The following is a 10631-nucleotide window of genomic DNA, read 5'->3' on the forward strand; positions in this document are numbered from 1 at the left end:
AGCACGACGTGCGGCTCTGCGGCGATGGCGCGCGCGACACCGACCCGCTGACGCTGACCGCCGGACAATTCCGATGGAAGGCGATCCCTGAACGTACCGGGCGGCAGTTGCACGAGATCGAGCAATTCGTCCGCGCGGGCGCTTTGACGGGCTTCATCCCAGCCGAGCAGACGCGGGGTGATCGCAATATTCTCCGCGAGCGTCATATGCGGAAACAGGCCGATGTCCTGGAACACGTAACCGACGCGTCGCCGCAGGCTGATCGGATCGAGGTTGCGGATGTCGTCGCCCTCAAAGCGCACAACGCCCGCGCTCGGATCGATCAGGCGATTGATCATGCCGAGCAGGGTGGACTTTCCGGAACCGGATTGGCCGACAATCGCGACAAAGGTGCCCCTGTCGATGGCGAGCGTGACGTCATCGAGCGCCGGGCGGGTGCCCGGGTCGTAGACCTTGCTCACGGCTTCGAAAGAGATGACCGACACCATGCGGCATTGTCGCATCCCCGACGCCGCGCCTCAAATCGCATCGCCGAGCTGCGAGGGACAGGCAGGCTGCGCCGCCTAATTCCGCGCCGGATGGTCGAGCTCCAGAACGAGGATCGCGGGGCCGGTGCCGATCAGGTAGCGACGGCGCAGCACCACGAAGTCGTCCGCCGGATCGCCCCCGAACGAGATCCGGTCCCCGACCTGCACGCTGGCGTCAAGCGACTGGGTGGCGGCGTTCGCGTCGAGCCCGGCGGCTTCGGCGCGTGCTCGGGCGCTTGCCGTCAGTTCGATGCGGATGAAAAGCCTTCGTTCGGTCATTGAGGCGAATCTGCGAGAGGCGCATAAGCGCTGGATAGGTGGGAGGACAGGGGAGAGATCATGCTGACCGTCCGGCTTGCAAAGGTCGTGATGACGGCGGCACTGGCCGCATTCGCATTCATCGTCACCTACGACAATATCGTCGATTACGGGACAAACTACGAGTTTGTGAAGCATGTCCTCTCGATGGATACCACATTCCCCGGCAACAGGCTGATGGGACGGGCAGTCACCGATCCGCGGCTCTGGTCGCTCGGTTATGCTGCGATCATTGCGATGGAAGGCGTCGTCTTCGTGCTCCTGGCTGTCGCGAGCGTCGCCATGCTGTTGGCGCTGCGCGCTTCGGCCGCGCGCTTCCAGCGCGCCAAGACCTGGATGGTTGCGGGCGCGACGGTTGGCTTCATGGTCTGGTTCTTCGGCTTCATGGTCGTGGCCGGTGAGTATTTTGCGATGTGGCAGTCCAAGACCTGGAACGGGCAGGAGGGTGCTTTCCGCTTCTACACGACGCTTCTGGCGGTTCTAATCTTCGTCAACCAGAGGGATGAGGAAGTGGCCTGATGCTTGCGCGCTCCCGCCCGGTGGGTAATGTCTCTCGCAAAAGATTGGCGGGAGCGGAGCGTCGTTGATGGGGGTATCGGCAGCCGAAGCGTTGCCGGCGGGCATAAAGCCCGCCGCCCCTGCGGTCGCGTTGCGCGACGTGACCATCACGTTCCGCATGGGCAAGGGCGCGACCTACACGGCGGTCAGCGATGCGACGCTCTCGGTCGCGGACGGCGAATTTGTCGCCATTGTGGGTCCGACCGGCTGCGGCAAATCAACGCTGCTGAATGTTGCTGCAGGTCTGCTCGCACCCGCCGCCGGGACGGCCGACATCTTCGGTGCGCCATTGACCGATCTCAACAGGCAGGCCGGCTATCTGTTTCAGGCCGACTCGCTGTTTCCATGGAAAACCGCGCTGCAGAATGTCGCCATCGGTCTTGAGACTGCGGGCGTATCCTCCGCGCAAGCCCGGGAACGCGCGACCGGCTGGCTGAAGCGCGTCGGACTTGGCGGCTTTGCAGCCCGCTATCCGCACATGCTCTCCGGCGGGCAGCGCAAGCGCGTCGGTCTCGCGCAGGTGCTGATCCGCGATCCGAAAATCCTCCTGATGGATGAGCCGTTCGGACCGCTGGATGCGCAGACCCGTCAGATCATGGGCAATCTGCTGCTCGATCTGTGGAGCGCGGATCGCAAGGCCGTGCTGTTCGTGACGCACGATCTCGAAGAGGCGATCGCGCTGTCCGACCGGGTGGTGATCATGTCGGCGGGACCCGCGGCGCGCATCATCGGCGACTGGCGCGTTCCGCTCGAGCGCCCCCGCGACATTGCCGAGGTGAAGCTCGAGAAAGGCTTCCACGAACTGCATCGCGAGATCTGGAACGTGCTGAAGGATGAAGTGCTGAAGGGCTACGCGCAAACGGGGGGCGGGTGAATCAGATGAACCGTCTTGCGCTGGTCGGCTTTCAGGTCCTTGTGCTCGTGATCACGCTGGTCGCGTGGCATCTGCTCACGACCGTGCCGATGTCGGACGGCAAGCCGCTCGTCCCGCCATTCTTCTTCTCGACGCCGGGCGATGTCTTCTCGCGCATCTGGAAGTGGTTCTACGAAGGCACGATCTGGCGGCATCTGTGGATCACGCTGTCGGAATCGGCGCTCGCCTTCGTAATCGGTTCGGTCGGCGGCATTCTGGTCGGCTTCTGGTTCGCACGAAAACCGATAATCGCCGCGATCTTCGATCCCTATGTGAAGATGATCAACGCGCTGCCGCGCATCGTGCTGGCGCCGATCTTCACGCTGTGGTTCGGGCTCGGCATCTGGTCCAAGGTGGCGCTCGGCGTGACGCTCGTGTTCTTCATCGTATTCTTCAACGTCTATCAGGGTGTCCGCGAAGTCAGCCCGACCGTTCTTGCCAATGCCCGGATGCTCGGGATGAACGAGCGGCAACTCATGCGGCACGTCTACTGGCCGTCCGCGCTGTCCTGGATGTTCTCCTCGCTGCATACGTCGGTCGGCTTTGCCGTCGTTGGCGCCGTGGTCGGCGAATATCTCGGCTCGGCGGCGGGGCTCGGCTACCTGATCCTGCAGGCGGAGGGAACTTTCGACATCGCCGGCGTCTTCGCCGGGATGTTCGTGCTGGCGGCCTTTGTGATCGTGATCGACGGCCTCGTGACGCTGGTCGAGCGGCGTCTGCTGGTCTGGCGGCCGGTCGCAGACGACACGCGAACCTGACGCGTCAAAGCGCGGACTTTGCAGGCCCCGCGTGGTGTTTTATCGTCAGCCATCAAAATGCGGCCGGACAAGCGGGTCGCCTTCGCCATCGGGAGGAGTTTCATGACGGCTCGGATTGTCGGGCGCCTGGTTTCTTCGCTTTTCGTCCTCGTGCTGCTGTCGGGTGCAGCGCTCGCGCAGTCGAAGATCACGATTGCGATCGGCGGCGCGAGCTGCCTGTGCTATCTGCCGACCGTGCTGGCCAAGCAGCTCGGCGAGTATGAGAAGGCCGGCGTGAATGTCGAGATGGTCGACTTCAAGGGCGGCTCTCAGGCCCTGACCGCGGTGCTGGGCGGATCGGCCGACGTGGTGTCGGGCTATTTCGACCACTGCGTCAATCTCGCGGCCAAGGGCCAGATGCTGCAATCCATCGTGGTCTATGACCGCTATCCGGGACTCGTCCTCGTGGTATCGCCGAAGCAGACCGGCACGATCACCTCGATCAAGGACCTCGCGGGCAAGAAGGTCGGTGTGTCGGCGCCCGGATCGTCCACGCACTACTTCCTGAATTACCTGATGAAGAAAGCCGGCGTCGACGCCGGTTCGGTCGGCGTGATCGGCATCGGCCTCGGCGCGACGGCGGTCGCGGCAATGGAGCAGGGCTCGGTCGATGCCGCCGTGATGCTCGATCCGGCGGTGACGCAATTGCAGGGCCGCAACAAGGATCTGCGCATCCTGTCCGACACGCGGACCGAGAAGGACACGCTTGATGTATTCGGCGGTGAATATCCGGGCGGCGCGCTCTACACCAGGGCGGAATGGATCGAGAAAAATCCGAAGGCCGCGCAGGGGCTGACCACGGCGATCGTCAACACGCTGAAATGGATCCACACCCATACGCCGGAAGAGATCATGGCGAAGATGCCGCCCGAGCTGATCGGCGCGGACAAGGCGCTGTATCTCGAGGCGCTGAAGAACACGATCCCGATGTATTCCAAGACCGGCCTGATGGACCCGAAGGGCGCGAAGGCCGTGCTCGACGTGTTCAGCCAGTCGTCCCCGGATGTCGCGAAAGCCAAGATCGACCTGTCGAAGACCTATACGAACAGGTTCGTCGAAGCAGCCGCGAAGGCGAAATAGCGCTTATCCCTCCCCCCGCGAAGCGGTGGCGAGGGTCGGATCACATCGCTTGCGATGTGATCCGGGGTGGGGGGTATATGCCGTCATGGAAAGGCGCTTTCTGCCCCCCACCCCCGACCCCTCCCCACCACTCGCTTCGCTCATGGGGGGAGGGGAGAAGAAGGCATGAACATCCTCTCCATCCAGTCGCACGTCGCGTACGGCCATGTCGGCAATTCTGCCGCGGTATTTCCGCTGCAGCGGCTCGGCATCGAAGTCTGGCCGGTCAACACCGTCCAGTTCTCCAATCACCTCGGCTATGACGGCTGGACGGGCGAGGTGTTCGCCGCCGCGCATATCCGCGATGTTGTGAAGGGCATCGAAGACCGCGGCGTGATGCCGGGCTGTGACGGCGTGCTGTCCGGCTATATGGGTTCGGCCGAGACCGGCGAAGCGATCCTCGATGCTGTCGCACGCGTCAAGCGCGCCAATCCCGGTGCGAAATATTGCTGCGATCCGGTGATCGGCGACTATGACGGCGGCATCTATGTGCGCGAAGGCATTCCGGATTTTTTCCGTACGCGTGCACTGGCGGCTGCGGATGTCATCTGCCCGAACCAGTTCGAACTCGGTGTGCTGACCGGCCTCGATAGCGGTACGATAGACGGGACCTTCGCTGCGCTCGACTGGCTGCACGCGCTCGGGATCGAATTTGTTCTCATCACCTCGGTCTTCAACGAAGAAACGCCGGACGATTGCATCGAGATGATCGCATCGGGGCCCGACGGACGATTCCGGTTGCGGACGCCGCGTCTGCCGATCAAGGCAAATGGTGCAGGGGACGCAATTTCCGCGCTGTTTTTTGCGCATGTCCTGCGCAACGGCTCGAGCGGCGAGGCGATGGCCCAGGCCGGTTCGGCACTGTTCGGGGTGTTGAAGCTGACCGCCGACCGTGGCGCGCGGGAGATCCTGCTGGTCGAAGCGCAGGATCAGCTGATTGCGCCGACGGAGGTGTTCGAAGCGGAGAGACTGGGGTAAGCAGAACGTCTTTCGGCCATTTGCTGGGCTTGACCGGCAATTCATCTCATCGAAACAGCATGACGGTAGGTCAAGATCATGCGCCGTCGCTTTGTCACTCTCGATGTTTTCACAAAGACACGCTTCGCCGGCAATCCGCTGGCGGTAGTGCTGGAATCGGACGGCCTGGAGAAAGCCGACATGCAGGCCATCGCACGCGAGTTCAACCTCGCGGAGACGGTCTTCGTCATGACGCCGGCCGATCAGCGCAACCGCGCGATGCTGCGCATCTTCACGCCAGCAGCGGAGTTGCCGTTTGCCGGGCATCCAACCGTCGGAACTGCGGTGCTGCTCGGCTGCATGAGCGGCTACAATCTCGGCGCCCACGAACTCGTGCTGGAGGAAACGGTCGGTCCCGTTCGCTGTACTGTGGAGGCGATTGGCCGGGAGCATGGCCGTGCCAGTTTCGTGTTGCCGCGATTGCCCGAGCGGACCGGGGAATCTGTGACCGTGCAGGAGGCCGCGGCTGCGCTGTCGCTGAAGGATGACGAGATCGGCTTCGGCGTGCCGTCGCGCTGGTCGGCCGGTGTGCCCGTGCATTTCGTGCCGGTCCGCGATCTCGATGCGATCGGCCGCGCCAGCCCTGCGGCGTCGTTCGAATCCGTGTTCGGGCGAGAGGGCCGTGCGGTGGTCTATCTTTATTGCGGGGCGACGACTGAGCCGGGCCACCATTTCCACGCGCGCATGTTTGCGCCGGGCCTTGGTATCCGGGAGGATCCGGCGACCGGTGCGGCAGCCGCAGCGTTCGCTGGCGTCGTGATGGAGACGGCGCATCCCGTCGACGGCGAGCATCGGTTCGTGATCGAACAGGGATACGAGATGGGCCGGCCGAGCCAGATCGAACTCGGCATGACAATCGAGGGCGGCGCACTCACGCGTGCCACCATCGGTGGCGGCGCGATCATTGTCAGCGACGGACATATCGAGGCGTGATGACTGCCCCCGTGCTCCGGATCGAGACGCTCGATCTCAGCGTCGGCTCGTTCGAATGGGACTTCGCGCGAAAGCGCCGCGCCGAGATCGACGCGCATTTCGAAGCTGCCCGTCGAAGCAAGCCTGGCCTCTGGAACGGTCGCATCCTGCTGATGCATTCGCATGAGATCGAGAGCGCATGTCTTTGGGGCTCCTATTTCGAAACCGATTTTGCGAGCTTCATGGCCTGGCGAGACTTCGGCTTCGTCGATCCGGGCATCAACAATTGCTTTGCGCTGGGCGCGCTGCAGGGCTCGGACGGCGGCTATGTCATGGGCGTCATGGGCGGCGGGACGGCCAATGCCGGCAAGGTCTACTTTCCCGGCGGGACGCCCGATCTCAACGATGTCGTTGGCCGGAGGGTCGATCTGGAATCCAGCGTGCGGCGCGAAGTGCAGGAAGAGACCGGCCTTGCTCCGGATCAGTTCGACATCGATCCGGGCTGGCACTGCGTGCCCGCGGGCCCACTGATCGCATTGCTGAAGCCGATGCGCGCACGCGAGACGGCGGAACAATTGCGTGATCGCATTCGTGCCCATCTGGCGCTCGAGGCCGATCCTGAACTCGCGGACGTCTATATCGCGCGCGGGGAAGCCGACATCCATCCGATGATGCCGGGCTTTATCCAGACATTCCTGCGCAGCGCGGGCCGATAACGGCGCTTGTCAAACGCCCGGCATCGCGATCAAGTGGCGGGATGAAGATCGAAACCCTCGCCCGACGATACCGCGTCGATAATCCGGACAGGTTTCGTCTCTCGGACATTGATCCGGGCGATAGCGCCGGACTTGCCATCGACAAGGACGAAGCCAGGGAGATGCTGAAGGACAGCATCCGCAAGCTCGCGGATTTTCAGGACATGCTTTATGCGCAGGATCGCTGGGCCGTGCTCGCGATCTTTCAGGCGATGGATGCGGCCGGCAAGGACTCCGCCGTCGAACATGTCATGTCGGGCGTCAATCCGCAGGGCTGCCAGGTTTACTCGTTCAAGACGCCGACCTCGCAGGAGCTGGATCACGACTTCATGTGGCGAACGACGGTGGCGATGCCCGAGCGCGGGCGCATCGGAATATTCAACCGCTCCTATTACGAAGAAGTGCTGGTGGTGCGGGCACATCCCGACATTCTCGCCAAGCAGAAGCTGCCGCCGAAACTCGTCGGCAAGGACATCTGGAAGGAACGCTTCGAGGATATTCGTGCGTTCGAGAAGTATCATGCGCGCAACGGCACGCTGATCCTCAAGTTCTTCCTGCATGTGTCGAAGGACGAGCAGGCCGCGCGCTTTCTTGAACGCATTGATGATCCCGCGAAGAACTGGAAATTCAATCTAGGCGATCTTTCGGAGCGGAAGCGCTGGGACGACTACATGCGCTACTATGAGGAGACGATCCGCGAGACCAGCCGCCCGCATGCGCCATGGTTCGTGGTTCCGGCCGACAAGAAATGGTTCACGCGGCTGGTGGTGGCATCCGCTCTTGTGGAAGCGCTGGAAAGTCTCGACCTTCATTATCCGCGCGTCGACGATGCAACGCGCGCCGAACTACAAGAGGCGAGGGTCATGCTCGTGGCCGAACTGCCGGAGAAGAAGAAAAACGGCAAGAAGGGTGACAACAAGGACAACGCCAGGCGCGGCTAGCTTGCCGGGTGCGGCGGGCGTCCGTTGCGTCCGAAGAAGCAAGGCGGCCCGGCCTTTTCGCCGAAGGTCGCCAGCCGCCGGGACTTGCCGAAACACCCCCGCCTCCGCTAAAAGGCCCCTTCAAATGCGGCCGGTTAACACCACATTCACCGTGGCGCTGGCACACTAACGGTCTGTTTTTCGAGGGTTTTCGGCATGTCCGCGCAGGACTCCGCACGCGCGACGAAACGGGGGGCGCAAGACGCCCTGTCCGGTGCTGCCCTCATTCTCGGCGGTCTTCTGCTCCTTAGGCGCCCCTGAGGGCCGGCTGGGCAACTTTGCCTGGGCGCTCAGGGGTACCGGACGGAAAACCCTGAATTGGCGCCCGGATAGTGGCGCAGCACGAGACGAGGACCTTATTTCCATGACCACGGCTAAAACCGGCGTGACGCAACGCTCCGACAAGGACCGCGTCGTCATTTTCGACACCACCTTGCGCGACGGCGAACAATGCCCCGGCGCCACCATGACACATGACGAGAAGCTCGAGGTCGCCGAGCTGCTCGACGAGATGGGTGTCGATGTCATCGAAGCCGGCTTCCCGATCGCGTCGGAAGGCGATTTCGCGGCCGTGCAGGAGATCGCGCGGCGCACCAAGAATGCGGTGGTGTGCGGGCTCTCGCGCGCTGCACCGAAGGACATCGACCGCTGCGGCGAGGCCATCAAGCCGGCAGCGCGCAAGCGCATCCATACCTTCCTGTCGACCTCGCCCGTGCACATGAAATACAAGCTCCAGAAGGAGCCGCACGAGGTCTACGAAATGGTGATCGCGCAGGTGACGCGCGCGCGCCAGCATACCGACGACGTCGAATGGTCGGCGGAGGACGGCACCCGCACCGAGCACGATTTCCTGTGCCGCTGTGTGGAGGCCGCGATCAAGGCCGGCGCCACCACGATCAACATTCCGGACACGGTCGGCTATACCGTGCCGGAGGAATATTTCGCGCTGTTCACGATGCTGCGTGAACGCGTGCCGAATGCCGACAAGGCGATTTTCTCGGCGCATTGCCATGACGATCTCGGAATGGCGGTGGCGAACTCGCTGGCCGCCGCACGCGCAGGTGTCCGACAGATCGAATGCACCATCAACGGCATCGGCGAACGCGCCGGCAATGCCTCGCTGGAAGAGGTCGTGATGGCGATCCAGACGCGCAACGACGTGTTGCCGTTCTGGACTGGCATTGACGCCACCATGCTGACGCGCGCCTCCAAGCTGGTGTCGGCCGCGACCTCGTTCCCGGTGCAGTTCAACAAGGCGATCGTCGGCCGCAATGCCTTCGCGCATGAGAGCGGCATCCACCAGGACGGCATGCTGAAGAACACCCAGACCTACGAGATCATGACGCCGGAAAGTGTCGGCGTGAAGCAGACCTCGCTGGTGATGGGCAAACATTCCGGCCGCCATGCCTTCCAGCACAAGCTGGAGGAGCTGGGCTACAAGCTCGCCGCCAACCAGCTGGAAGATGCCTTCGTGCGGTTCAAGGCGCTGGCCGACCGCAAGAAGCACATCTACGACGAGGATATCGAGGCGCTGGTCGACGAGGAAATCGCGCACGAGCACGATCGCATCACGCTGACCTCGCTGACGGTGATCGCCGGTACTCGCGGTCCGCAATCGGCAACGCTGGAACTGGACATCGACGGCCGTCAGCAGACGGTGCAATCGACCGGTAACGGTCCGGTGGATGCGATCTTCAATGCGATCAAGGCGCTGGTGCCGCACGAGGCGGTGCTGGAACTGTATCAGGTCCACGCGGTGACCGAGGGCACCGACGCGCAGGCCGAGGTTTCGGTGCGGCTCGCGCAGGGCGACTATTCTGTTACCTCGCGCGGTGCTGACCCCGATACGCTGGTTGCGTCGGCCAAGGCCTATCTCGGCGCCCTGAACAAGCTGACCAGCAAGCAGAACCGCAGCGCCGAAGGCGGCCGCGGCCGCCGCATCCATTCGACGGATGTAGGGTAGCTTCGGATTGAGCCGGACGGGTCTTTCGAACGCGTCCGGCTCAACTCAAATTTAAGCACGCCGCTCAGCGCAATCTTAAGGTTGCCGGCTCGCTCGCCACCGGAGTGGGCGCTCGCCAGCCTTAAGTCGATATTCAGACAACGCTGCCACCGTGCCGCCTTTCCGAAGGCGACGGGCACGCTATGACGGCGATCGAACGAACAGACGGCGGCCGCGGGATGATGTCCCTGATCGGCCTGACTCTGCCCGTCTTCGCCGTCACGATCTGCCTGTCGGCGCTGCTGCTGTTCTCGGTCCAGCCGATGTTCGCCAAGATGGTGCTGCCGCTGCTCGGCGGTTCGCCCGGCGTTTGGTCGGTGGCCATGGTATTCTTCCAGGCGATGCTGCTCGCCGGATACGCCTACGCCCATGGCGTCACGCGCCTGTTCGATCCGCGTGTCGCGGTCGGCATCCACATCTGCGTTTTCAGTCTCGCGCTGTTCTCGCTGCCGCTTGCGCTGGCGTCCGGCTTCGGCAAGCCGCCGGCCGATGGCGAAGCGTTGTGGCTGATCGGGCTGTTCGCCCTGTCGATCGGCTTGCCGTTCTTCGCGGTCTCCGCCAACGCGCCGCTGCTGCAGGCCTGGTTTGCGCGCACGAAGCATCCGCAGGCGAACGATCCGTATTTCCTCTATGGCGCGTCAAATCTCGGTTCGTTCGTTGCGCTGCTGGCCTATCCCGTCGTGATCGAGCCGTTCCTGACGCTGCGCTCGCAGTCGCTCGCCTGGACCGGCGG

Annotated in this window: 11 protein-coding genes and 1 pseudogene; 10 read left to right on the forward strand and 2 right to left on the reverse strand. The window is 63.3% G+C overall.

Annotation, left to right across the window (positions count from 1 at the left end; genetic code table 11):
- Both VNZ93_RS13465 and VNZ93_RS13470 read right to left on the reverse strand, forming a co-directional pair.
- A partial coding sequence (locus VNZ93_RS13465; protein WP_325705696.1) for an ATP-binding cassette domain-containing protein occupies nucleotides 1-488 on the reverse strand: 488 nt, incomplete at its 3' end.
- 75 nt (nucleotides 489-563) lie between these two features.
- A complete protein-coding gene (locus VNZ93_RS13470) occupies nucleotides 564-806 on the reverse strand; it encodes a hypothetical protein (RefSeq protein ID WP_325705699.1) in 243 nt (80 codons plus the stop codon).
- A gap of 60 nt (nucleotides 807-866) precedes the next feature.
- Between VNZ93_RS13470 and VNZ93_RS13475 the strand changes: the two genes are divergently transcribed.
- The 10 genes and pseudogenes from VNZ93_RS13475 to VNZ93_RS13520 all read left to right on the forward strand — a co-directional run.
- Complete coding sequence (locus tag VNZ93_RS13475) at nucleotides 867-1364, forward strand: DUF2165 domain-containing protein (RefSeq protein WP_325705702.1); 498 nt, start codon at nucleotides 867-869, stop codon at nucleotides 1362-1364.
- Nucleotides 1365-1431: 67 nt separating this feature from the next.
- Nucleotides 1432-2277, forward strand: a complete 846-nt coding sequence (locus VNZ93_RS13480) for an ABC transporter ATP-binding protein (protein WP_325705705.1) — start codon at nucleotides 1432-1434, stop codon at nucleotides 2275-2277.
- 5 nt (nucleotides 2278-2282) lie between these two features.
- Nucleotides 2283-3074: an ABC transporter permease gene (locus VNZ93_RS13485; protein WP_325705708.1), complete on the forward strand. Its 792-nt coding sequence runs from the start codon at nucleotides 2283-2285 to the stop codon at nucleotides 3072-3074.
- Nucleotides 3075-3176: 102 nt separating this feature from the next.
- Nucleotides 3177-4193, forward strand: a complete 1017-nt coding sequence (locus tag VNZ93_RS13490) for an ABC transporter substrate-binding protein (RefSeq protein WP_325705711.1) — start codon at nucleotides 3177-3179, stop codon at nucleotides 4191-4193.
- A gap of 165 nt (nucleotides 4194-4358) precedes the next feature.
- Nucleotides 4359-5210 (forward strand): pyridoxal kinase PdxY, encoded by an 852-nt coding sequence (gene pdxY, locus VNZ93_RS13495; RefSeq protein ID WP_325705714.1) that lies wholly within the window; start codon nucleotides 4359-4361, stop codon nucleotides 5208-5210.
- Nucleotides 5211-5288: 78 nt separating this feature from the next.
- Nucleotides 5289-6182, forward strand: a complete 894-nt coding sequence (locus VNZ93_RS13500; protein ID WP_325705716.1) for a PhzF family phenazine biosynthesis protein — start codon at nucleotides 5289-5291, stop codon at nucleotides 6180-6182.
- A complete protein-coding gene (locus tag VNZ93_RS13505; RefSeq protein WP_325705725.1) occupies nucleotides 6182-6877 on the forward strand; it encodes an NUDIX hydrolase in 696 nt (231 codons plus the stop codon). Before VNZ93_RS13500 ends, VNZ93_RS13505 begins: the two co-directional genes overlap by 1 nt.
- 41 nt (nucleotides 6878-6918) lie before the next feature.
- On the forward strand, nucleotides 6919-7857 hold the full coding sequence (locus tag VNZ93_RS13510; protein WP_325705719.1) for a polyphosphate kinase 2 family protein: 939 nt from the start codon (nucleotides 6919-6921) through the stop codon (nucleotides 7855-7857).
- Between the two features lie 403 nt (nucleotides 7858-8260).
- Nucleotides 8261-9859: a 2-isopropylmalate synthase gene (locus tag VNZ93_RS13515; RefSeq protein WP_325705722.1), complete on the forward strand. Its 1599-nt coding sequence runs from the start codon at nucleotides 8261-8263 to the stop codon at nucleotides 9857-9859.
- Between the two features lie 218 nt (nucleotides 9860-10077).
- Nucleotides 10078-10631 (forward strand): annotated as a pseudogene (locus tag VNZ93_RS13520) (hypothetical protein); the annotation flags it as partial.

Origin of the sequence: Pseudorhodoplanes sp. (assembly GCF_035565795.1) — a bacterium.
Classification (GTDB): Bacteria; Pseudomonadota; Alphaproteobacteria; order Rhizobiales; family Xanthobacteraceae; genus Pseudorhodoplanes.

Excerpts from the sequence above, each read along its gene's own strand:
- VNZ93_RS13470 (WP_325705699.1), bottom strand. The coding sequence starts at position 806 with ATGACCGAACGAAGGCTTTTCATCCGCATCGAACTGACGGCAAGCGCC.
- VNZ93_RS13475 (WP_325705702.1), top strand. The coding sequence starts at position 867 with ATGCTGACCGTCCGGCTTGCAAAGGTCGTGATGACGGCGGCACTGGCC.
- VNZ93_RS13480 (WP_325705705.1), top strand. The coding sequence starts at position 1,432 with ATGGGGGTATCGGCAGCCGAAGCGTTGCCGGCGGGCATAAAGCCCGCC.
- VNZ93_RS13485 (WP_325705708.1), top strand. The coding sequence starts at position 2,283 with ATGAACCGTCTTGCGCTGGTCGGCTTTCAGGTCCTTGTGCTCGTGATC.
- VNZ93_RS13490 (WP_325705711.1), top strand. The coding sequence starts at position 3,177 with ATGACGGCTCGGATTGTCGGGCGCCTGGTTTCTTCGCTTTTCGTCCTC.
- pdxY (WP_325705714.1), top strand. The coding sequence starts at position 4,359 with ATGAACATCCTCTCCATCCAGTCGCACGTCGCGTACGGCCATGTCGGC.
- VNZ93_RS13500 (WP_325705716.1), top strand. The coding sequence starts at position 5,289 with ATGCGCCGTCGCTTTGTCACTCTCGATGTTTTCACAAAGACACGCTTC.
- VNZ93_RS13505 (WP_325705725.1), top strand. The coding sequence starts at position 6,182 with ATGACTGCCCCCGTGCTCCGGATCGAGACGCTCGATCTCAGCGTCGGC.
- VNZ93_RS13510 (WP_325705719.1), top strand. The coding sequence starts at position 6,919 with ATGAAGATCGAAACCCTCGCCCGACGATACCGCGTCGATAATCCGGAC.
- VNZ93_RS13515 (WP_325705722.1), top strand. The coding sequence starts at position 8,261 with ATGACCACGGCTAAAACCGGCGTGACGCAACGCTCCGACAAGGACCGC.